The following is a 22,305-nucleotide window of genomic DNA, read 5'->3' as shown; positions in this document are numbered from 1 at the left end:
GCCGGTCCGGCTCAGGCGGCCTTGCGCAGGTCCAGACGACTCCAGATCTCGACCAGCGCGTCGGTCAGTTCGCGCATCATCGCCTCGGTATGCGCGGGGCCGGGCGTGAAGCGCAGCCGCTCGGTACCGCGCGGCACGGTCGGATAGTTGATCGGCTGGACGTACACGCCGTATTCGGCGAGCAGCACGTCGCTGATCTTCTTGGCCTTGACCGGATCGCCGACCATCAGCGGCACGATATGCGTGTCGCCGATCATCACCGGCAGCCCGGCATCCTTCAGCATCGCCTTCAGCATCGCGGCCGACGCCTGCTGCCCGTCGCGCTCGACGCTCGACGCCTTCAGATGCCGGACGCTGGCGAGCACGCCCGCGACGAGCACGGGTGACAGCGAGGTCGTGAAGATGAACCCCGGTGCATAGCTGCGGATCACGTCGACGATCGTGCGATCGGCGGCGATATAGCCCCCCATCACGCCGAACGCCTTGCCGAGCGTCCCCTCGAGGATCGTGATCCGGTGCGCGACCTGGTCACGCTCCGAAATGCCGCCACCGCGCGCGCCGTACATGCCGACCGCATGGACTTCGTCGCAATAGGTCAGCGCATTGTAGCGATCGGCGAGATCGCAGACCGCGGCGATCGGCGCGATGTCGCCTTCCATCGAATAGACGCTCTCGAACGCGATCAGCTTCGGTGCGCTCGGATCTTCGGCGGCGAGCAGTTCCTCGAGATGCGCGAGGTCGTTGTGCCGGAACACGCGCTTCTCGCAGCCCGAATTGCGGATCCCCGCGATCATCGACGCGTGGTTCAGCTCGTCCGAAAAGATGATGCAGCCCGGCAGGACCTTGGCGAGCGTCGCCAGCGTCGCCTCGTTCGAGACATAGCCGCTGGTGAACAGCAGAGCCGCTTCCTTGCCGTGCAGGTCGGCGAGTTCGCCTTCCAGGTCGACATGGTAATGCGTGTTGCCGCCGATGTTGCGCGTGCCGCCGGAGCCGGCGCCGACATCGTGCAGCGCCTCTTCCATCGCCGCGATCACCTTGGGGTGCTGGCCCATGGCGAGATAGTCGTTCGAGCACCAGACGGTGATCGGCTTGGGGCCGTTATGCCCGGCAAAGCAGCGCGCGTTCGGAAACGCGCCCTTGTTGCGCAGGATATCGATGAAGACGCGGTAGCGGCCCTCGGCATGGAGGCGGTCGATCGCCTGCGTGAAGACGCGCGAATAATCGACTCGTGGGCCCGCAATGCCGTCGGCCGTCGTGGAGACATCCGTAATCATGACCTGGGGCACTACGCCTCGCTTTCCGTCTAATCCAGCGCAATACCGTTGTTACGGTGATCGCTTTCCTCGTCCTTGTAGAACATTGCCATGCTGCGCGCCTGACGCAAGCGGGCATATTGTCCCAAGCCGCGCGTCAGAGCTGCTCCAGCCGGGTGAACCCGTGCCGGGCCATCGCGGGGGCGAGCGCCTTTTCGTCGGGGCCGAGTCGCGTGAAGACCGCGACCCCTGCGCCGGCACCGGCCCAGGACTGACCGTGCATCAGGTGGACGATCCGGCGCGCGATGCCGGGGCCGCCATCGACGAAGCGGATGTCCCGCGTCCCGGCGGCGGCGGCAAGCTCGGGGGCGACCAGCGGAAAATGGGTGCAGGCGTTGACGATCACGTCGATCGCCTCGCCGCCGGGTTGCGCGAACAGGCCGTCGAGGACGGCGGCATAGCGATCGGGCGCGACCGCGCGGCCATGGAGCTTGGCCTCCGCCATCTCGACCAGCGCCGCCGAGCCGTGGCGCAGGACGGTGCAGTCGGCCGCGAACCGCGCCGCGAGATCGTCGACATAGGCCTGGCGCACCGTCGCTTCGGTCCCCAGCACGCCGATCGTCCGCGTCACCGACAGCGCGGCGGCGGGCTTGATCGCGGGCACCGTGCCGACCACCGGCAGATCGAGCGCGGCGCGCACCACCGGCAGCGCGATCGTCGACGCGGTGTTGCACGCGATCACGATCAGCCGCGGCCGGTAGCGCTCCGCCAGCCGCCCGAGCAGCACCGGCACGCGCGCGGCGATCTCCGCCTCGCTCTTGGTGCCATAGGGAAAGCCGGCCGAGTCGGCGGCATAGACGAACGGCGCGTCCGGCAAGGCAGCGCGCGCGGGGCCGACGATCGACAAGCCGCCGACGCCGGAATCGAAGAACAGGATGGGGCGAACGTCCATCACCGCGCCTTAGGCGGTATCGGTGGCGGGTGACAGCCTGGGGGCGGCAGAGGGGGTCGCTCTTCTTCTGTCAGGATGACGGGGTGGGGATGTCCGGGCATTTGCCGTCCGCCCCGGGTCGTTTATAGCGGGGCGGAACGGGGGAGCTTTCTTGCAGACGGACATATTCTGGGTCGCGCCGACGCTGTCGCTGGCGCTCAGCTACCTGCTGGGGTCGATCCCGTTCGGCGTCATCCTGACGCGGCTGGGCGGCGCGGGCGATCTGCGGACGATCGGATCGGGCAATATCGGCGCGACCAACGTGCTGCGGACCGGGCGCAAGGGCCTCGCCGCGGCGACACTGCTGCTCGACATGGCCAAGGGGCTGGTCGCGGTGCTGCTGGTCGCGCATCTGTTTCCCGGCAACGCGCTGCTCGCGGCGGCCGGCGCCTTTATCGGCCATTGCTACCCGGTCTGGCTGCGGTTCCGCGGCGGCAAGGGCGTCGCGACGCTGATGGGAATCGTCGTCGCGCTCCACTGGCCGCTCGGGCTGGTCTATGCGGTGGTGTGGCTCGGCCTGCTCGGCACGCTGCGGATCTCGTCGGTCGCGGGCATCGCCGCGGCGTTCAGCGCACCGCTCGCCGCCGCGCTGTTCGGGCGCATGGATCTGGTCCTGCTGCTCCTCGCGCTCGCGCTGATCGTCGGGTGGAAACACCGCGAGAACGTCCAGCGGCTGCTCGCCGGGACCGAGCCGCGGATCGGTGGCACCAGCCGGCCGCGTGGTGGCTGACACCGCGGTCGCCAGACTTCGGCTCATCCGTACGACCGGGATCGGACCGGTCACCTATCGCCAGCTGATCGCGCGCTTCGGCAGCGCGCAGGCCGCGATCGACGCGCTGCCGACGCTGGCCGCACGCGGCGGCGGGCGCGTCCCGCGGGTCGCGGACCGGACGCTGGTCGACCGCGAGATGGCGGCGACGGCGCGGCTCGGCGCCCGCTACCTCTTTGTCGACGACCCCGATTACCCCCGCCTGCTGGCCGAGACCGAAACCGCGCCGCCCGTCCTGATCCTGCGCGGCGACATCGCGCACGCGACACGGCCGTGCATCGCGATGGTCGGCGCGCGCAACGCCTCTGCCGCCGCCTGCCGCTTCGCGCGCGAACTCGCGCATGCGCTCGCCGAGGCGGGCACCACCGTGGTGTCGGGCGTCGCCCGCGGCATCGACACTGCCGCGCATGTCGGTGCGCTCGGGAAGAACGGGACGGGGACCGGATCCGGCGGCACGATCGGCGTGATCGCGAGCGGTATCGACATCGCCTATCCGCCCGACAACGCCGCGCTGCAGGACGCGATCGCCACGCACGGGCTGTTGCTCGCCGAACAGCCGCCGGGCACCGAACCCAAGGCGCGCAACTTCCCGTCGCGCAACCGCATCATCGCGGGCCTCTCGATCGGGACCGTGGTGGTCGAGGCGGTGCCAAAATCGGGCTCGCTGATCACCGCGCGGCTCGCCGCCGAGCAGGGACGCGAGGTGATGGCAGTGCCCGGCAGCCCGCTCGATCCGCGCGCGCAGGGGTGCAACCTGCTGATCCGCGAGGGGGCGACGCTGGTCCAGTCGGCGGCGGACATTCTCGAACAGATCCGTCCGTTCGACAGCCGCTCGGTCCGTTCCCCCGTCGACGCCTATACCGGGCAGGACACCGGCGGTGGGTATCTCGACGATGCGAGCGAGGCGGACCGGCGCGCGGTCGCCGACCTGCTCGGCCCCGTCCCTGTCGGGATCGACGAACTCGTCCGCCAGTCGTACCGGGCGCCCGCGATCGTCCAGCTGATCCTGCTCGAACTCGAACTGGCCGGCCGGCTGGAACGGCATGCGGGCGGGCGCGTCAGCCTGATCTGGGCCGGGCCCGCCGGCTAGGCGCGGCGCCGGTGGTCGCCAGCGCCAGCGCGATCGCCGCACGCTGTTTCCGGGCAAGCGCGTCCGCGTCGTCGCAGGCCCGTTCGATCGTCGCGATCAATCCGTCGAGCTCGCGCTGATCGTCCTCGATCAGCAGCGGCGTGGTCGTGCGCAGCGCGGCCCGGCGCAGCGTCGCGATCCGTCGCGCCAGCACCGCGCATTTGCGTTGCGCGAGGACGAGTGCCGCGGGGGTCATGCGACGCCCGCCGGATCCACCCGGACACTGGTCAACGTCGCGACGCGGCAGGACGCGCTTTCCCGGTCGAGGGCAGTACAGCGCGGCAGAGGGCCCTGATATGTCATGCAATCCGCCGAAATGAGCGCCGATCGATGCGATCTTACACCAACAATTAACCTGATTTGGATCAACTATCCAGCATATGCTCTATCGACATCACTTCGACCAGTCCCGGACGGGGACGTCATCCGGTCTACACGATCCGCGGCCGCGGTGGCGCATCGCAATGCCGCCACCGCGCCCGCCCTGCCTCTGACAAACGGGCGCGGGCGCCCTATCTGGCGCATTCATGCCGACCAAGCGCCTGCTTGACGGCACCACCCGAACGCCGTCACCCTCGTACGCGTACACGTAAGGATCCCGGTTTCCCCATGCAGCTTGTCATCGTCGAATCGCCTGCCAAGGCCAAAACCATCGAGAAGTATCTCGGCAGCGACTATCGCGTGCTGGCCAGCTACGGCCATGTCCGCGACCTGCCGCCGAAGGACGGCTCGGTGGATCCCGACGACCAGTTCGCGATGACGTGGGAGAATTACGCCGACAAGTCGAAGCAGCTCAAAGCGATCACCGACCTCGCCAAGACCGCCGACCGCCTGATCCTCGCGACCGATCCGGATCGCGAGGGCGAGGCGATTTCGTGGCATGTCCGCGAAGTGCTGCGTGCGCGCAAGGCACTGCCGAAGGAGGTCGAGCGCGTCACGTTCAACGCGATCACCAAGGCGACCGTGACCGAGGCGATGAAGAACCCGCGCGAGCTCGACGATGATCTGATTGATGCGTACCGCGCCCGCCGTGCGCTCGATTACCTCGTGGGCTTCACGCTCTCGCCGGTGCTGTGGCGCAAGCTGCCCGGCGCCAAGTCCGCCGGCCGCGTCCAGTCGGTCTCGCTCCGCCTGATCGTCCAGCGCGAGCGCGAGATCGACGTCTTCAAGCCGCAGGAATATTGGTCGGTGACGGCCGAGATGGAGCATGACGGCACCGCGTTCCAGGCGCGCCTGACGCAGTTCGAGGGCAACAAGCTCGACCGGCTGTCGATCGGCAACGAGGGCGATGCGCTGCGTGCCAAGCAGGCGGTGCTCGACGGCAATTTCTCGGTCCAGACGGTCGAGACCAAGCCTGCCACGCGCAACCCGCCGCCGCCGTTCACGACCTCGACGCTGCAGCAGGAGGCGTCGCGCAAGCTCGGCTTCTCCGCCGATCACACGATGCGGATCGCGCAGGGTCTCTACGAGGACGGCGCGATCACCTATATGCGTACCGATGGCGTGCAGATGGACGGCAGCGCGATTTCAGCCGCACGCCTCGCGGTCGCGAACCGCTTCGACGCGAGCTACGTCCCCGACAAGCCGCGCCAGTACCAGTCGAAGGCGAAGAACGCGCAGGAAGCGCATGAGGCGATCCGTCCGACCGATTTCGGCAAGGACAAGGCCGGCGGCGGCGATCATGCGCGGCTCTACGACCTGATCTTCAAGCGCGCGCTCGCCAGCCAGATGGCGTCGGCACGGATGGAGCGCACCACAGTCGAGATGGCCGACGGCACGGGGCGCAACATCCTGCGCGCCACAGGGCAGGTCGTGCTCTTCCCCGGCTATCTCGCCTTGTACGAGGAAGGCGCCGACGACACGCAGGACGAGGACGCACGTCGCCTGCCGCGGATGAAGGAGGGCGATGCCCCCGCCAAGAAGAAGGTCGATGCTGAGCAGCACTTCACGCAGCCGCCGCCGCGCTTCTCGGAGGCCAGCCTCGTCAAGCGGATGGAGGAGCTCGGCATCGGCCGCCCGTCGACCTACGCCTCGATCATCAAGACGCTGAAGGACCGCGCGTACGTCCGGATCGAGAAGAACCGCTTCTTCGCCGAGGAGTCCGGGCGCCTCGTGACGGCGTTCCTCGAGCGCTTCTTCGAGAAATATGTCGGCTACGACTACACCGCCGAGCTCGAGGAGGAACTCGACGACGTCTCGGGCGGCCGCGCGCAGTGGCAGTCGGTGCTCGACGCGTTCTGGCGCGATTTCAAGCCGCGCACCAACGAGGTGATGGAGCAGCAGCCCAGCGCGATCACCGCCGAGCTCGACACCTTCCTCGCGCCCTATCTCTTCCCCGCCAAGGCGGACGGCGGCGATCCGCGGCTCTGCCCGAATTGCGGCGAAGGGCAGCTCGCGCTGCGCGGCGGCAAGTTCGGCGCGTTCATCGCCTGCTCCAACTATCCCGAGTGCAAATACACCCGCCGCTTCGCGCAGCCCGGCGGTGACGCCGAGGCGGATGCGGGTCCGTCGACACTGGGCACGCATCCCGACACCGGCCAGCCGATCGAGCGCAAGTCGGGACGATTCGGCCCGTATCTGCAGATCGGCGAGGGCGAGGACCGCAAGATGGCGTCGATCCCGAAGGACATCGGCGAGCTCAACCTCGAATGGGCGGTCAAGCTGCTCTCGCTCCCGCGGACGGTCGGCAATCACCCCGAAACCGGCGAGCCGATCATCGCGACGATCGGCAAGTTCGGGCCGTATCTGAAGCATCAGGGCAAATATGCGCGTCTCACGACGACCGCGGACGTGTTCGAGACGGGCATGAACGCGGCGGTCGTGAAGCTCGCCGAAGCGGCGGCCGGCGGCGGTCGCACCGCGCGCGGGGCGCAGGCGCCGCTCAAGGTTCTGGGCAACCATCCACGCACCGAGGCGGAGATCAAGCTGATGGAGGGGCGTTACGGTCCCTATGTCACCGACGGCACGACCAATGCGACCCTGCCCAAGTCGATCGAGAAGGACCAGCTGACGCTTGAGGAAGCCGCGTCGCTGATCGACGCGCGCGCCGCGGCGGCGCCTGCGACGAAGAAGAAGAAGGCGCCCGCCAAGAAGCCCGCGGCGAAGAAGGCACCGGCCAAGGCCGCGGCGGCCAAGGACGGGGAGGCGAAGGCAGCGCCGGTGAAGAAGGCGCCGGCCAAGAAGGCGCCTGCGAAAAAGGCAGCACCCAAGAAGAAGGCCGCAGCCGAATAACGCCCTGATCCTCCCCCGTCAGGGGGAGGATACAGACAGAAGGCTTACGCCGCGCGGCGTTGCGTCAACTGCATCCAGTCGCGCGCGGCGCGCTGCGCCACCGCGATTTCGCGTGGGCTCATGTCCTCGGCGATCTGGGCGCGGCATTCCTGCGCCGCGTGATTGCCCGACACCGCCGCCAGGTTGAACCATTTATGCGCCTCGATCAGGTCGAGCACGACGCCCGCGGTGCCGGTCGAATACACCATCCCGAGTTCGTAACACGCCCGCCCGTCGCCGCGCGCGGCATCGGCGAGGCGCCGTTCGATCAGGAAATTCTTGGTCTTGAGCCTGCAAGCCATTGTCGGTCCCCGCTGTTCCTGCCGACAGACTGGACCGACTCGGCCTGCACAATGGTTAACGGGGCATTCCGTAGGATTGCCTAGTCGACCGCGATATTGTCGATCAGCCGGGTCGTGCCCATCCGCGCCGCCGCCAGCAGCCGCCGCGGGCGGCCCGCGCTGGACTGTTCCGCCCCCGTCTGCTCGACGAGGGTCTCGGCATCCGCGAGCGCGACATAGTCGATCGCGAAGCCCGCGCTGACCAGCGCGGTCCGGGCGTCGTCGAGCACGGCGGCGACATCCTCGCCGCGGGCGATCGCACGCGCGGCGACGCCGAGCGCCCGCGGCAGCGCGACCGCCTGCCGGCGCTGGTCGTCGTCGAGATAGATGTTGCGCGACGACATGGCGAGGCCATCATCGTCGCGCTGCGTCGGGACGCCGACGATCTCGATCGCGAAGTCGAGATCGGTGACCATCCGGCGGATGACAGCGAGCTGCTGGAAGTCCTTTTCGCCGAAATAGGCGGCATCCGCGCCGACTTGGTTGAACAGCTTGGCGACGACGGTCGCGACGCCGTCGAAATGGCCGGGACGCGCGGCCCCGTCAAAGCCCTCGCTCACCCCGGCGACGCTGACATTGGTGGCAAAGCCGTCGGGATACATGACCTCGACGCCCGGCGCCCAGAGCAGATCGCAGCCGACCTCGTTCAGCAGCCTGATGTCCGCCATCTCGCGCCGCGGATAGCGCGCGAGATCCTCGTTCGGGCCGAACTGTTTGGGGTTCACGAAGATCGACGCGACGACCTTCGTTCCCGGCCGTTTCGCCGCCTCGATCAGCGCGACATGGCCGGCGTGGAGCGCCCCCATCGTCGGGACGAGCGCGACGCGCTGGCCGGCCGCGCGGAACGCGGCGACGCTTTCGCGCAGCATATTCAGGTCCCTGACGGTGTCCACGTGAAACTCCCACTCGATAAGTACGGTCGCGGCTTCTATGAAGGGCGTCACTCACGATCAATAAGGAAACGCGCGTTGGCCACGGGCCCGGATTCCCCTCACGCTTCGACGCACGTCATCGTGTTCGCCAACGAGAAGGGCGGCACGGGCAAATCGACGACCGCGGTCCATGTCGCGATCGCGCTGGCCGCCAGGGGCGCGCGCGTCGCCTGTCTCGACCTCGACCACCGCCAGCGCACCGTCGGCCGCTATCTCGACAACCGCGCCGAGACGATCAAGCGCACCGGCTCCGCGCTGCCAATGCCGCGTCACGCGACGCTGTCGGCGCAGACCGAGGACCAGTTCGAGGATCTGTGGCATTCGCTGTGCGCGGACTCGGATTTCCTCGTCGTCGACACGCCCGGCCGCGACGATCCGTTTGCGCGCACCGCCGCCGCGCTGTCGAACACGCTGGTCACGCCGATGAACGACAGCTTCGTCGATTTCGACCTGATCGGGCAGGTCGATCCCGAAACCTTCCAGGTGACGCGGCCGAGCTTCTATTCCGAGCTGATCTGGGACGCGCGCAAGCAGCGCGCCCGCGCGGACGGGACGACGATCGACTGGGTCGTGCTGCGCAACCGCCTCCAGCATATCGAGGCGCGCAACATGCGCCGCGTCTCAGATGCGCTGGTCCAGCTGTCGAAGCGGGTCGGATTCCGGATCATCCCGGGGCTCGGCGAGCGCGTCATCTACCGCGAGATGTTCCCCGCCGGGCTGACGATGATCGATGCGAAGGAATTCGGTGGCATGGGGCTGGCGCACGTCGCCGCGCGCCAGGAACTGCGCGAGATGATGGCGGCGCTGCAACTGCCCGAGCTGGTTGCCGAAACCGCGCCGCGCGCCGCTACGCCGTCGTCGCCCGGCCCCGTGTCGGATGTCGCTGCATGACGGACCGCACCACGGTCCGCCGCAGGGCCGCGGCGTGACGTGGATCGCCACCGCACTGCTGATCTGGCTGGCCTGGCGGTATCTGCGCCCTAAGCCGAAACAGCGCGTGGTGACCGACGAGGCGGAAGCGCGCGCGATCCTGGGGATCGACGCGTACGCGGACGCCGATGCGATCCGTGGCGCGCACCGGCGGCTGATCGCCTCGGTCCATCCCGACCGCGGCGGCTCGACCGACCTGACGCGGCGGGTGAACGCCGCGCGCGACCTGCTGCTCAAACGCACGCGATAAGCCGACACAGAGACGTATGACGCACCAGTTCGACCCCAGCGCGCTGCGCGAATATGACGTTCGCGGGATCGTCGGCAAAAGCCTTGGCCCCGCGGACGCCACCGCGATCGGCCGGGGGTTCGCGACGCGCGTGCGCGGCATCGGCGGCACCCGCGTGGCGGTCGGCTATGACGGTCGCCTGTCCTCCCCTGCGCTCGAGGCGGCGCTCGTCGCGGGGCTGGTCGCGGGCGGTGTCGACGTCGTCCGGATCGGTCTCGGCCCGTCGCCGATGCTCTATTATGCCGAGGCGACGCTAGAAGTGGATGGCGGCATCCACGTAACCGGCAGCCATAATCCCGCCGAGTATAACGGCTTCAAGATGGTATTGCGTCACGCCCCATTTTTCGGTGACGACATCCAGGATCTTGCCGCGCTTGCCGCGTCGGGCGCGTGGAGCGAAGGCGCCGGCGTGGTTACCACCGCCGACCTGCGCGACGCCTATGTCGGCCGGCTGATGGCGGGCTATGCCGGCGGCGCCTATAGGATCGGCTGGGATACCGGCAACGGCGCCGCGGGCCCGGTGATCGAGGCGCTGGTCAAGCTCCTCCCGGGTGAGCATCATGTGATCTTCGCCGAAGTCGACGGCAATTTTCCCAATCATCATCCAGATCCTACCGAAGAATCGAACCTTGCCGATCTGAAGCGGCTCGTCACCAAAAACAACCTCGACTTCGGACTGGCCTTTGACGGCGATGGCGACCGGATCGGTGCGGTCGACGCGTTGGGGCGGGTGATCTGGGGGGATCAGATCCTGTCCATCTTGGTCGAGCCTGCACTGCGCGAGCATCCCGGCGCATCGATCGTCGCGGACGTGAAGTCGTCCCAAGCGCTGTTCGACCGGATCACCGCGCTTGGCGGCAAGGCGGTGATGGCGCCGACCGGGCACAGCCTGATGAAGACCGCGATGACGCGCACCGGCGCCCCGCTCGGCGGCGAGCTGAGCGGGCACCTGTTCTTCGCGGGCGACTATTACGGGTTCGACGACGCCGCCTATGCCGCGGTCCGCCTCATTCGCGCGGTGCATCTGTCGGGACAATCGCTGACCGCGCTGCACGATGCGATGCCGGCGCTGGTCGCGACGCCCGATCTGCGCTTTCCGGTCGACGACGCGGAGAAATTCGCGGTCGTGGATGCGGTCGTCGCACGGCTGACGCGCGAGGGCGCGGTGGTCGATCTGACCGATGGCGCGCGTGTCACCACGCCCGAGGGCTGGTGGCTGCTGCGCGCGTCGAACACGCAGGCGATGCTGACGGTGCGCGCCGAGGCGCGAACCGCCGACGCGCTCGCCAGCCTGCTCGCCGCGGTCGATGCGCACCTCGCGGCCTGCGGCGTGACGCGAGCCTGATCCGCGTGCCGCCCCGCGCGCGGCGATTGACTCGGGGCCGCGCGACCCTACCCTCCGCCATCATCCCAAGGAGTGCCGCGTGGAGCGACCCATCGACGAATTCCGGTCCAGCACGCGGCGCTGGCTGCTCGGCAGCTTTGCCGGCTGGGGAACGCTGCTGACCTGCCTGATCGGCGTGGGTTTCGTGCTGATCGGGCTGCGCTGGCTCCGGAACCGGAGCACGACCTTCGAGATCACCGACCAGCGGCTGATCGTGAAGCGCGGCATCCTGTTCAAGACGATCGACGAGATCGAGCTCTACCGGATCAAGGACGTCCGGCTCGGCTATTCGCTGCTCAACCAGATGACCGACATCGGCACGATCGTGCTGACGTCGACCGATCGCACGACCGGCGGCGGCGAATTCGTCCTGCGCGACGTGCCGATGGCGCGCGACCGGCGCGAAGGGCTGCGCACGCTCGTCGACCGTGCGCGCCAGCGGCGCGGCGTGCGCGAGGTGGATATCGACCGCGACGGTGCATACGCGCTGGATTAGCCGCGCTTTTGTCCCCACATGGCAGTCATGGCGCCATCTTATGCAAAGCCCAAACCCCAGCCGCAGATGATCCGGGTCATCGACCTCGAGACCACCGGATCGGCTCCCCCCGCGCACGGCGTGTGCGAGATCGGCTGGCAGGATGTCGCGCTGGGCGAGGACGGGCGTTGGGAAATCTACGGCGAAGGCGGCAGCCTGCTCGTCAATCCCGGCCGGCTGATCCCGCCGGTGACGCAGGCGATCCACCATATTCTCGACGAGCATGTCGCCGATGCGCCCTGGTGGCATGATTGTGCGCGTCAGGTGCTCGATCCCTGGCCGCGGCGGCTCGCGCTGGCCGCGCACCGTGCCGATTTCGAACAGAAATTCTGCACCCCCGCGCTGACGCGTGACGCGGAATGGATCTGCACGTGGAAATGCGCGCTGCGGCTGTGGCCCGATTCGCCGAGCTTCTCGAACCAGGTGCTGCGCTATTGGCGCAAGCCCGCGGGGATGGAGCATGAGCGCGGCCTGCCCGCGCATCGTGCCTTCCCCGACGCCTATGTCACCGCCTTCCATCTGCGCGACATGCTCAACGAGGCGAGCCTGGCGCAGCTGATCGAATGGTCGCGCGATCCCGGCCTGATCCCGCGCGTGCGCTATGGCCCCGACCGCGGCAAGGAATGGTCCGAACTGGATCACGAGACCCTGATGGCGTTCCTGACCGATCGCGATCCCGATATCCGCTTCACCGCCAATCACGAGATGGATCGGCGCAGTGGCGGCGGCCGCGTCGGCAAGGCGAGCGCGCAGGAACTGTTGCTCTAGAGCGACTTCGCGGCGGATACATATAATACGTACCAAAACATTGCGCGCGTTTATATTATTCGTGAATTGAACTATGATCGTGTCTCCTTCGGTGAAGTGGAGACCCCTTCATGCGCAAGTTCATCATCATTGCTGCAGCATTTGCAATCGCTACGATGCCGGCCACCGCGAATGCAGCCACCAACGCAGCGGTGCCATTGTCTGTCGCCAAGTCGGTGCGTGTATCGACGCAGACCGTCAGGAAGACCAAGCTTGCCGGTCCGAGCCTGATCGTCCCCCTGCTCGCAACGGTTGTCATCGTGGGCGGCGCCATTCTGCTCGCCTCGAGCGACGACGATGATTCGGACAGCAACTGAGCAAACGAACGGCGTAGCGATGTCATCCGCTCGAACGGCAGCGGTCTCGTTTTGTCGGGCGGGTTAGAGGGCCTGCCAAAGTCGAACCATGACGACGATATCACCGGGTCATGATGATCCGTGATCTTGATGGCCGTCCCGATCGATCGCGATTGCGATCTCCGGGTCTCGGCCAATCCCGCGATCGATGCGACACAGTGGCGACCGCCGCGTTGGCAAGGCCAGCGCCCGAAAACTGTTGCCCCAGGGGCACGGTCGGTGACCGATAATTGCCCCCGATCGGTTTAGACGTTGCTTCATTTTTAATACAAACGCCTATACTGTGTGCTCTTCTCATAAAGTTACGGAGTTGTTCTCATGCGTAAGATCCTTCTCACGGCTGCTGCCGTTGCCGTCTCGGCCATGCCCGTCGCGGCGAATGCTGCTGCAAATTCCGCAGCGTCGCTGTCGGTCGCCAAGTCGGTGCGCGCTGCATCGCCGACTGCCAAGAAGAACAAGGTTGCCGGTGCCGGTCTGGTCATCGTCGCCGTCGCTGCCGTCGCCGTGGGCGGCGCGCTGTATCTCGCGATCGACGACGACAACAACTCCGACAGCAACTAAGACATAACGGGGTCGGCGCTGGCGCCGGCCCCACCCTGGCGGGCCGGTGTCGATGCCCATCCGGCGCGGCCAGACGCCCCGATCCTTGCAATCGCCGTCGCGCAAGCCGCCGGTATCCACCCTCTCCGGCCGCCGTCCGTCAGTATCGCTGGCGTAACGATAGGCGGTATCCTAGACGGGTCGCATATGGCGCGTATCAGCTTGAAACTTCCCCAGTCGGAAGGGCGCATCGCCCGCTGGCTGGTCGCGTTCATGACGCTCGGCTTCGTCGCGCTGGCCGCTGCCGCGGTCGCGATCGGCTGGATCACGGTGCGCAACGCGCGGTACACCGCCGATATTCTTCATACGCAGGACGTCCGCCAGGCGATCGCCACGTTGCAGGTCGAGATGGAGCAGTCGGAAACCGCGCGGCGCGGCTATCTTCTGACTGGCCTGCCCCTGTTCTCGACGGCGTATGAGACGACGGCCCAACGGCTCGCGCCGGCGCTGACGGCGCTGCGCTCCTCGACCCACGACAATCCACGCCAGACCGCGCGGCTCGACCTGATCGAACCGCGGGTGGGCCAGTTGCGCAGCCTACGGACGCAGTCGATTGCGCTGGTCGACGCGGGCCGGATCGGCGAGGCGCAACGCCGGTTCGCGGTCGATGCGAGCGTCCCGCTGATGCGCAGCATCCGCTACCGGCTGCGGGCGATGGCTGCCGAGGAAGTTCGCCTGCTCGAGATCCGCAGCGATCGCCAGCAGCGGTCGAACATGCTGTTCCTGTCGGTGGCGGGCGTCGCGGCGCTGCTGCTGCTCGTCGTCGCGATCCTCGCGATCCTGGTGATCCGGCGCTACACCGCCGATCTCGGTGCGTCGCGCGACCGGTTGCACCTGCTCAACGAGACGCTCGAGGATCAGGTGGTCGAACGGACCGCGGATCTCAGCCGCGCGAATGACGAGATCCAGCGTTTCGCCTATATCGTCAGCCACGACCTGCGCTCGCCGCTCGTCAACGTGATGGGCTTTACCGCGGAGCTGGCCGAGGCCGCCGCGCCGCTGGCCGCACTGATCGACCGGGCGGAGGCGATCGCGCCGGAGATCGTCACCCCCGAGGCGCGGATCGCCGCGCGCGAGGACCTGCCCGAGGCGATCGGCTTCATCCGCGCCTCGACGCAGAAGATGGACCGGCTGATCAACGCGATCCTGAAGCTGTCGCGCGAGGGGCGGCGGTCGATCACCCCCGAACCGGTCGACCCGGCCGCCGTCGGCGACGCGATCGTCGCGTCGATTCAGCATCTGATCGACGATCGCGGCGCGACCGTCACGATCGACCGCCCCCTGCCCGCACTCGTCACCGACCGACTCGCGCTTGAACAGATCCTGTCGAACCTGATCGAGAATGCGACCAAATATCTTCAGCCCGGGCGGCCGGGCGTGATCCGGCTTGCCGGCACGCGCGAGCGCAATCGCGTGATCCTGTCGGTCATCGACAATGGCCGCGGGATCGCGCCGGGCGATCACCAGCGCGTCTTCGACCTGTTCCGGCGTGCCGGGCCGCAGGACCAGCCCGGCGAGGGCATCGGCCTCGCGCATGTCCGTGCACTGGCCTATCGGCTCGGCGGGACGATCGACGTGGTCTCGACGCTCGGCGAAGGCGCGACCTTCCGGCTCAACCTTCCCTTCGACCTCAGGTTACAGGATCCCGTGGCATGAACGATCACAAATCCGTCGGCATCGTGATGATCGAGGATGACGAGGGCCATGCGCGCCTTATCGAGAAGAACATCCGTCGTGCGGGCATCCTCAACGATATCCGCCATTTCACCGATGGCACGACCGCGCTCGACTTCCTGTTCGATGCGGCCGACGGTCCGGCGAAGAGCGGCCCCGCGCTGATCCTGCTCGACCTCAACCTGCCCGACATGAGCGGCACCGACATCCTCGCGCGGATCAAGGCGGAGGGCAGCCCGCTCCGACGCGCGCCCGTCGTCGTGCTGACGACCACCGACGACAAGGTCGAGATCCAGCGCTGCTATGATTTGGGCTGCAACGTCTATATCACCAAGCCGGTGAATTATGAGAGCTTTGCCCAGGCGATCCGCCAGCTCGGCCTGTTCCTGTCGGTGATCCAGGTCCCCTCGGCCGAGAGTTGAATGACCGGCAAACGCGTTCTCTATATCGATGACGATGCGGGTATCCGGCGGCTGGTCGGGCGCGCGATGGAGCGTCGCGGGTATCATATGACGCTGGCCGAATCAGGCGCGGACGGCATCGCGATGGCGCGCGCCGAACCGTATGACCTGATCGCGGTCGACCATTACATGCCCGGGATGGACGGGCTCGAGACGCTGAACGTGCTGCGCGAGCTGCCCGATGCGCCGCCCGTCGTCTATGTCACCGGGTCAGACGAGGGACGGATCGCGGTCGCCGCGCTGAAGGCGGGCGCGGCCGACTATGTCGTGAAGACCGTCGGCGAGGAGTTTTTCGAGCTGCTCGATGCGGCGTTCGAGCAGGTCGGCGCGCGATCGGTGCTGCAACAGGCCAAGGCCGTCGCCGAGGCCGATCTGCGCGCGACCAATGCGCGGCTCGAGGCGCTGCTCGGCGAGGTGAACCACCGCGTCGCCAATTCGCTGCAGCTGGTCTCGGCGATGGTCAGCCTGCAGGCGGGGGCGCTGACCGACCCGGCCGCGCGCGAGGCGCTCGAGGATACGCAGCGGCGGATCCAGGCGATCGCGCAGGTCCATCGCCGCCTGTATACGAGCAACGACGTCGAGAGCGTCGACATGCGCGAATATCTCGGCGCGCTGGTCGACGAACTGGCGGAGACCTGGTCGAGCGAGGCGCTGCCACGCGCGTTGCGGCTGGTCGCCGAACCGATCCGGCTGGCGACCGACCGCGCGGTGTCGCTGGGCGTCATCGTCACCGAACTCGTCACCAATGCCTGCAAATACGCCTATCCCGCAGGATCGGGCGAGGTCCGCGTGACGCTGTCGCAGACCGATGACGGCCAGTTCCTGCTGGCTGTCGAGGACGATGGCTGCGGCATGCCCGCCGATGCCACGCCGCGCGGTACGGGGCTCGGCACCAAGCTGATCCGCGCGATGGCGCAGAGCCTGCATTCGATCGTCGAATATGACCGCGCGCATCGCGGCGTCCGCGCGACGCTCCGCGCCGAGGTGCGCTGAGCTCCGTCGGTTACGAGCAGGATACCTGAGCGCGCGGCTCTGGACAGTGATCGCGCGCGTTCCTATTTAGTTATCGCGATAAGCAAATAGGAGATTCAGCATGTCGGTCGATGTGAAATACAGCACCACGGCAACCGCCACCGGCGGTCGTGACGGTCAGGCACGGTCGGAGGACGGCCGGTTCGCGGTGGCCCTGTCGACGCCCAAGGAGCTTGGTGGCGCCGGTGGTGACGGGAGCAACCCGGAACAGCTGTTCGCGGCGGGCTATTCGGCGTGCTTCATCGGCGCGCTGAAGGTCGCCGGACAGCAGCTGAAGGTGAAGCTGCCCGACGATGTGTCGGTGACCGCCAAGGTCGGCATCGGTCCGCGCAGTGCGGGCGGGTTCGGCATCACCACCGATCTGACCGTCACGCTGCCGGGTCTCGACCGCGAGCAGGCGCAGAAGCTGGTCGATACCGCGCACCAGATCTGCCCCTATTCGAACGCCACGCGCGGCAATGTCGATGTCGGGCTGACGCTCGCCTGACCCACGGGGTGGCCGGCCGCGCGAGCGGCCGGCTGTTCCGTCACGCGCCTGCGGCGTCGACCTGGTCGAGATAGTCCGCATACCCCTCGGCTTCCATCGCGTCGCGCGGGACGAAACGGAGTGCGGCCGAGTTGATGCAGTAGCGCAGCCCGCCGCGGTCACGCGGCCCATCCTCGAAGACATGCCCCAGATGGCTGTCCGCGCCTGCCGAGCGGACCTCGGTGCGGACCATGCCGTGGCTGCGGTCATGCAGCTCGGCGACATGCGCGGGGGTGATCGGCTTGGTGAAACTCGGCCAGCCGCAGTGCGAGTCGAACTTGTCGGCCGACGCGAACAGCGGTTCGCCCGACACGATGTCGACATAGAGCCCGGGTTCGCGGGTGTTGAGATAGGATCCCGTCCCGGGTCGCTCGGTGCCGCTTTCCTGCGTGACGTAATATTGCTCGGGCGTCAGCTTGGCGAGCGCGGCGTCGGTCTTCTTATACTCTGTCATGCTGTCCTCTCACGCGGCGATCCGCGTCGGTTGGCCGGCCGGGATGCGCGAAAGCTGCGTCCGGTCAGCAGGGTGCCGACGGGATATAGGGGGCGTTGGCGCTATAGGAATGGCCGCGCGACGGTGAAGGCCAGCCCGATGAGCCGGTGCCCGGGCCGCGATCTTCGCAATCCCGGGGCATGTGGCGCCCCTGCGCACGGCACGCCTTGCCAGCATTCAGCCTTTCATCTAGTATTAACCATCCAATCTCATTCCGTTTACCATGATGCGCCATGATGTACGGCGATGATCGACGACCATCCCAAGTCAAGAGCATGCATGTCCGCGTAGATCTACGTGGGAAATATTGTACATTTGTTCAGGTCTTCGCAATGCCATTGGCGTAGAACTGCATCGATGAGGCGGCATGTTTTCAAGAAGCCTCTTGATGACAGATACGGCTCGACATGAGTGGCGCAAGGTATGTCCTGCTGCGCCCAGTCCTGGGAATTACCAATGGCTATCAACAACATGCGCGTCCAATTCGCGCTGGCGTCCGCGCTCGGCCTGACCGCTTTCGTCGGCCTTCCGGCATCGGCGCAGACCACCGGCACGACGATCGCCGCCAACGCTGAAGTCACCGAGAGCTGCGTGGTCACCTCGACCGCTCTGCAGTTCGGCGGCGCCGATGTGACCGATGGCGCCGCGCATGCGGGCACCGGTGGTCTGAACGTCATGTGCACGATGGACACAGGATGGACCGCAACGGCAGATATCGGCACCGGCACCGGCGCAACGATGGCCTTGCGCGGGATGACCTCGACCGCCGGGGGCGGCCAGCCGCTGAACTACGTCCTGTACAATGACAACACCACGACCAGCCCATGGGGTGATGGCACGGGCGGCACCTTGCCGATCACCGGCACCGGCACCGGCGCCATTGTGCCGATCGTGCTGGCCGGCAGCATCCCGGCTGGCCAGACGGGCATACCAGCAGGAACCTATGCGGATGTCGTCCAGGTCACGGTTAACTACTAAGCTCTTCAAGCAATGCGCTTTATAAGCCTCTTGCAGACCGGTCGCCTCACGGCGGCCGGTCTTTGCATGGCCGCCGCCATCGCCCTGCCCGGCGATGCGGTCGCGAGCAACTTCCGCGTCAGCCCGGTCACGCTCACCCTGCCCGCCAACCGCCCGATCGGATCGCTGACCATCACCAATGGCGAGGATGTACCGGTATCGATCCGGGTGTCCGCCTTTCGCTGGACCCAGGTCAACGGCAAGGACGTCTATACGCCGACCGACGACCTGATCGCGTCGCCACCCATCTTCACCGCCGCGACGCGGGCGCCGCAACTCGTCCGCATCGGCGTGCGGCACCGCGTGCCCAATGCCGCCTATCGCGTGATGCTGCAGGAGATCCCCGGGCCGGCGACGGCGAACGGCGTGCGCATCGCGGTCAAGCTGAACCTGCCGCTCTATATCGTCGCCGATCCGGCCGCCAAGGCTGACGTCGCCTGGACCGCCTGGCGGCGTCCGGCCGGCGACATCGTGCTCGAGGCGCGCAACACCGGCGGCGCGATCGCGCAGGTCACCGGCATCGCACATCGGGCGGGGACGGGCGGCACATCGACCGTGCTGAGCAACGCGATGGGCGTCGTCCTGCCGCAGAGCATGCGCCAATGGGAGATCGGCAAGCATCCCGAACTCACAACCGGGACGCCGCTGACGCTTGCGATCCGCACCGCCGATGGCGAGCACGAAGTCACGGCGAATCTGGCCGCGCGCTAGTCTGGCAATCGTGCTTCTGGCCGCGGGTTCGCCCGGCATCGCTGCCGACCCCGCGCCCATCCCGGCTGCGGGGCAGGCTGCGGCGCCGGCGGACCTGCGTCTGGCGTTGCTCGCGATCCGGATCAACGGCATCGATCAGCCCGATCCGGTCTGGGTGCTGTACGATGCGGACGCGCTGTACGTCACCGGAGACGCGGCGCGCGCCTGGCGACTGGTGCTGAAAGAGGACGACACGCGGCTGTTCGAGGGCGAGACCTATCTTCGGCTCGACACGGCGGAAGGACTCGTCGCCGGCCTCGACGATGCGACGCAGACGCTGTCGATCACCGCGCCGGCCGCATTGTTCATGCCGTCGAGCGCGCTGCTGTCGGGCCGGACCGACGGGCCGATGACGCGCAGCGGGATCGGCGGCTTCCTCAATTACGACCTGTCCGCACAGACCGCGTCAGGCGCGTCCTCGCTCGACGGCCTGTTCGAGCTGGGCGCGTTCAGCGGCGCGGGGACGATGGGGACGGGCTTCATTGCCGGCACGGGGAATAGTGGCGACGGGCGACGCAGCCTCGTCAGGCTGGATACCAACTGGACGATCGACGACCCGGCGCGGCTGCGATCGCTGCGGATCGGTGACGGCGTGACGCGCGGCAGCACCGGGACCGGTGCGCTGCGGTTCGCGGGCCTTCAGCTCGCGACCAATTTCGCGACGCAGCCGGGCTATCTGACGATGGCGCTGCCGACGCTGAACGGCAGCGCCGCCGTACCCTCGGTCGTCGACCTCTATGTCAACAACATCCTCCAGAACCGCCAGACGGTCGCGTCCGGACCGTTCGCGCTGACCGACGTCCCGGTGGTCAATGGCAGCGGCGATATCCAGCTGGTGGTGCGCGATGCGCTGGGTCGCGAGACGCGGGTGACGCAATCCTATTATGCCGCGCCGCAGATCCTGCGCCGGGGGCTGCATGATTTCTCGTACGAGATCGGCGTGTTGCGGCGCAATTTCACGCGGGCGAGCTTCGACTATGGCACGCCGATCCTGTCGGCGACGCATCGCTACGGCGTGACCGAGCGGCTGACGGTCGAGGCGCATGGCGAAACCACCCGCAAGATGCAGGCGACCAGCATGCAGGTCAGCGCCTTGTGGCCCGCGGTCGGGATCTTCTCGCTCTCGGCCGCGGGCAGCCATTCGGACCGGGGCGGCGGCGGCCTGTTCGGGATCGGGTTCGAACGCCAGACGCGCGGCCTGTCGCTGGGCGGCAATGGCGAGATCACCACCGCGGACTATGCGACGGTCGGCGATTCGATTGCCTATCGGCGCGCGCGCAGCACGGTGACCGGCTTTATCGGCACGCCCACGCCCTATGGGTCGGTCACAGCTTCGCTTCTGTGGCGCCGCAGCCGCGACCAGCGCGGCGATATCCTGTCGGGCAATGCCAATGCGTCGATGCGGCTCCGTCGGATCGGCGCGCTCAGCCTCAACGCGAGCCGGAGCTTTGCCGGCGCGCGCGACACGACGGTGCAGTTCCGCCTCACCGTCCCGTTCGGCCAGCGGACCAGTGCTACCGCCGGCGTGCAGCTGCGCGACGGCGAACTTGGCGCAACGACGACGCTGCAACGCAACCTCCCTTATGGCGACGGCGTCGGATACCGGCTGCAGGCGGAAACCGGGGCGATCGAGCGGCTTGATGCGGAGGTCAATGCCCAGAGCGGCATCGGCCGTATCGATGCGCAGGTGACCCGGCTGAACGGTGCTTCGGGCGGGCGGCTGCAGCTGGTCGGATCGGTCGCGACGGTCGATGGCGCGGTATTCGCCGCACGCCGGATCGAGCAGAGCTTCGGGACCGTGCGCGTCGGCCCCTACGCCAATGTCCGCGTCTATTCGGACAACCAGCTGGTCGGCCGCACGAACGCGGCGGGCGTGCTGGTCATTCCGCGGCTGCTGCCGTTTCAGGACAATCATATCCGGATCGAGGCCGAGGATCTGCCGCTCGACGCGATCATCGACGAGACCAAGCGCACGGTGCGGCCCTATGATCGCAGCGGCGTCGCGGTACGGTTCGGCGCGCGCGCGGCAAGCGATGCGCGGCTCCGGGTGGTCGGTGCGGACGGCAGCCCGCTTCCCGCCGGCACCGTGCTTCACCTGAACGGCGCGGGCGAAGCCTTTCTGCTGGCGCCCGGCGGCGACGCCTATCTGACCGGGCTGGCCACGCGCAATCGCGTATCCGCCACCTTCGCCGGCGGCGGGTGCGCTTTCGCCTTCGACTTCGTCCCCGCCGGACAGACCCAACCCGATCTCGGAACCTTCACATGCACCTCATGATCGGTCGCAGCGCGATCACCGCCGCGTTTGTCTTCGCGCTACTCGCGACCGCGGCGCCGGCAGCGGCAGCCAGTTGCAGCGTAAGCCCGCAGGCGCTGACGCTCGGCTCCTATGATCCGTTCGCGACCGCACCCCAGGATGCGGTCACCGGCATCGCGATCACCTGCGACGTCGAGACCAGCGTCGTCATCGCGATCGGCCCGGGCAATGGCGATTATGGCGCGCGGACCATGACCGGCGGCGCCCAGGCGCTGCTCTACAATCTCTATATCGATCCTGCGCACTCCAGGGTCTGGGGCGATGGCACCAATGGCAGCAGCACCGTCAGCAGCACCGCGGTCGCGACCAGCACCGCGATTCCCGTCTATGCCCGCGCACCGGCCCGCCAGACGCAGCTGAAGCCGGGATCCTACAGCGACATCCTCTGGGTCAGCATCACCTATTGAACGCCCGCGACAGCCCCCTCGAACTCTTAGACTTTACCGTGTAAC

At 67.6% G+C, this 22,305-nt stretch carries 24 protein-coding genes; 18 read left to right on the top strand and 6 right to left on the bottom strand.

What is annotated here, in order from left to right:
• Positions 1-11: 11 nt before the first annotated feature.
• Positions 12-1,274 carry a 5-aminolevulinate synthase gene (hemA, locus tag J3A66_RS12135; RefSeq protein ID WP_209570489.1) on the bottom strand — a complete coding sequence of 421 codons (1,263 nt, stop codon included), beginning with the start codon at positions 1,272-1,274 and terminating at the stop codon, positions 12-14.
• A 136-nt stretch (positions 1,275-1,410) separates the two neighbouring features.
• The gene (gene murI, locus J3A66_RS12130; RefSeq protein WP_209569091.1) at positions 1,411-2,205 is read right to left on the bottom strand and encodes a glutamate racemase; all 795 of its coding nucleotides are present in this window, start codon (positions 2,203-2,205) and stop codon (positions 1,411-1,413) included.
• A 151-nt stretch (positions 2,206-2,356) separates the two neighbouring features.
• Between murI and plsY the strand changes: the two genes are divergently transcribed.
• Both plsY and dprA read left to right on the top strand, forming a co-directional pair.
• A complete protein-coding gene (plsY, locus tag J3A66_RS12125; RefSeq protein ID WP_166746459.1) occupies positions 2,357-2,974 on the top strand; it encodes a glycerol-3-phosphate 1-O-acyltransferase PlsY in 618 nt (205 codons plus the stop codon).
• The gene (gene dprA, locus J3A66_RS12120; RefSeq protein ID WP_348634043.1) at positions 2,967-4,103 is read left to right on the top strand and encodes a DNA-processing protein DprA; all 1,137 of its coding nucleotides are present in this window, start codon (positions 2,967-2,969) and stop codon (positions 4,101-4,103) included. The genes plsY and dprA overlap by 8 nt, the downstream gene beginning before the upstream one ends.
• Here the strand turns inward: dprA and J3A66_RS12115 are convergent.
• Complete coding sequence (locus tag J3A66_RS12115) at positions 4,072-4,338, bottom strand: hypothetical protein (RefSeq protein ID WP_209569087.1); 267 nt, start codon at positions 4,336-4,338, stop codon at positions 4,072-4,074. The genes dprA and J3A66_RS12115 overlap by 32 nt on opposite strands.
• A 413-nt stretch (positions 4,339-4,751) precedes the next feature.
• Between J3A66_RS12115 and topA the strand changes: the two genes are divergently transcribed.
• Entirely contained in the window at positions 4,752-7,373 is a 2,622-nt protein-coding gene (gene topA / locus J3A66_RS12110) for a type I DNA topoisomerase (protein ID WP_209569085.1), read from the top strand.
• Between the two features lie 44 nt (positions 7,374-7,417).
• Here the strand turns inward: topA and J3A66_RS12105 are convergent, their stop codons facing one another.
• Both J3A66_RS12105 and panC read right to left on the bottom strand, forming a co-directional pair.
• Positions 7,418-7,714, bottom strand: coding sequence for a sel1 repeat family protein (locus tag J3A66_RS12105; protein ID WP_209569083.1), 297 nt, complete (start codon positions 7,712-7,714; stop codon positions 7,418-7,420).
• A gap of 80 nt (positions 7,715-7,794) precedes the next feature.
• A complete protein-coding gene (gene panC / locus J3A66_RS12100) occupies positions 7,795-8,646 on the bottom strand; it encodes a pantoate--beta-alanine ligase (protein WP_209569081.1) in 852 nt (283 codons plus the stop codon).
• A gap of 75 nt (positions 8,647-8,721) precedes the next feature.
• Here panC and J3A66_RS12095 point away from each other — a divergent pair, with 75 nt between their 5' ends.
• From J3A66_RS12095 to J3A66_RS12045, 11 genes are all read left to right on the top strand, one after another.
• Positions 8,722-9,576: a division plane positioning ATPase MipZ gene (locus J3A66_RS12095; protein WP_243845586.1), complete on the top strand. Its 855-nt coding sequence runs from the start codon at positions 8,722-8,724 to the stop codon at positions 9,574-9,576.
• A gap of 34 nt (positions 9,577-9,610) precedes the next feature.
• Entirely contained in the window at positions 9,611-9,865 is a 255-nt protein-coding gene (locus tag J3A66_RS12090; RefSeq protein WP_056675144.1) for a molecular chaperone DnaJ, read from the top strand.
• Between the two features lie 16 nt (positions 9,866-9,881).
• On the top strand, positions 9,882-11,249 hold the full coding sequence (locus tag J3A66_RS12085; RefSeq protein WP_209569079.1) for a phosphomannomutase/phosphoglucomutase: 1,368 nt from the start codon (positions 9,882-9,884) through the stop codon (positions 11,247-11,249).
• A gap of 79 nt (positions 11,250-11,328) precedes the next feature.
• On the top strand, positions 11,329-11,784 hold the full coding sequence (locus J3A66_RS12080) for a PH domain-containing protein (RefSeq protein WP_209569076.1): 456 nt from the start codon (positions 11,329-11,331) through the stop codon (positions 11,782-11,784).
• A 66-nt stretch (positions 11,785-11,850) separates the two neighbouring features.
• Complete coding sequence (locus J3A66_RS12075) at positions 11,851-12,591, top strand: exonuclease domain-containing protein (protein ID WP_031394823.1); 741 nt, start codon at positions 11,851-11,853, stop codon at positions 12,589-12,591.
• Between the two features lie 110 nt (positions 12,592-12,701).
• The gene (locus J3A66_RS12070; RefSeq protein WP_209569074.1) at positions 12,702-12,947 is read left to right on the top strand and encodes a hypothetical protein; all 246 of its coding nucleotides are present in this window, start codon (positions 12,702-12,704) and stop codon (positions 12,945-12,947) included.
• Between the two features lie 357 nt (positions 12,948-13,304).
• On the top strand, positions 13,305-13,547 hold the full coding sequence (locus J3A66_RS12065) for a hypothetical protein (protein WP_031394821.1): 243 nt from the start codon (positions 13,305-13,307) through the stop codon (positions 13,545-13,547).
• Positions 13,548-13,733: 186 nt separating this feature from the next.
• Positions 13,734-15,242, top strand: coding sequence for a sensor histidine kinase (locus tag J3A66_RS12060; protein ID WP_209569073.1), 1,509 nt, complete (start codon positions 13,734-13,736; stop codon positions 15,240-15,242).
• Positions 15,239-15,682 (top strand): response regulator, encoded by a 444-nt coding sequence (locus J3A66_RS12055; protein ID WP_031394819.1) that lies wholly within the window; start codon positions 15,239-15,241, stop codon positions 15,680-15,682. The genes J3A66_RS12060 and J3A66_RS12055 overlap by 4 nt, the downstream gene beginning before the upstream one ends.
• A complete protein-coding gene (locus tag J3A66_RS12050) occupies positions 15,683-16,714 on the top strand; it encodes a histidine kinase dimerization/phosphoacceptor domain -containing protein (protein ID WP_209569071.1) in 1,032 nt (343 codons plus the stop codon).
• A gap of 100 nt (positions 16,715-16,814) precedes the next feature.
• Entirely contained in the window at positions 16,815-17,240 is a 426-nt protein-coding gene (locus J3A66_RS12045) for an organic hydroperoxide resistance protein (RefSeq protein WP_107930848.1), read from the top strand.
• Positions 17,241-17,280: 40 nt separating this feature from the next.
• Here J3A66_RS12045 and msrB read toward each other — a convergent pair whose 3' ends face one another.
• Positions 17,281-17,733 (bottom strand): peptide-methionine (R)-S-oxide reductase MsrB, encoded by a 453-nt coding sequence (msrB, locus tag J3A66_RS12040; protein ID WP_031440471.1) that lies wholly within the window; start codon positions 17,731-17,733, stop codon positions 17,281-17,283.
• A gap of 495 nt (positions 17,734-18,228) precedes the next feature.
• On the opposite strand from msrB, the gene J3A66_RS12035 reads away from it, so the two are divergent.
• The 4 genes from J3A66_RS12035 to J3A66_RS12020 all read left to right on the top strand — a co-directional run bounded on the left by J3A66_RS12035 (position 18,229) and on the right by J3A66_RS12020 (position 22,260).
• Complete coding sequence (locus J3A66_RS12035; RefSeq protein WP_052380908.1) at positions 18,229-18,750, top strand: spore coat protein U domain-containing protein; 522 nt, start codon at positions 18,229-18,231, stop codon at positions 18,748-18,750.
• 66 nt (positions 18,751-18,816) lie between these two features.
• Positions 18,817-19,500 carry a fimbria/pilus periplasmic chaperone gene (locus tag J3A66_RS12030; RefSeq protein ID WP_209569069.1) on the top strand — a complete coding sequence of 228 codons (684 nt, stop codon included), beginning with the start codon at positions 18,817-18,819 and terminating at the stop codon, positions 19,498-19,500.
• A gap of 10 nt (positions 19,501-19,510) precedes the next feature.
• The gene (locus J3A66_RS12025; protein ID WP_209569067.1) at positions 19,511-21,814 is read left to right on the top strand and encodes a fimbria/pilus outer membrane usher protein; all 2,304 of its coding nucleotides are present in this window, start codon (positions 19,511-19,513) and stop codon (positions 21,812-21,814) included.
• Entirely contained in the window at positions 21,802-22,260 is a 459-nt protein-coding gene (locus tag J3A66_RS12020; protein ID WP_209569066.1) for a spore coat U domain-containing protein, read from the top strand. The genes J3A66_RS12025 and J3A66_RS12020 overlap by 13 nt, the downstream gene beginning before the upstream one ends.
• Positions 22,261-22,305 lie beyond the last annotated feature (45 nt).

This window comes from Sphingomonas sp. PvP018, from assembly GCF_017876865.1.
Classification (GTDB): Bacteria; Pseudomonadota; Alphaproteobacteria; order Sphingomonadales; family Sphingomonadaceae; genus Sphingomonas; species Sphingomonas aerolata.
Note: the sequence above shows the minus strand (reverse complement) of the source record. Positions and strands in the feature narration are given on the sequence as shown.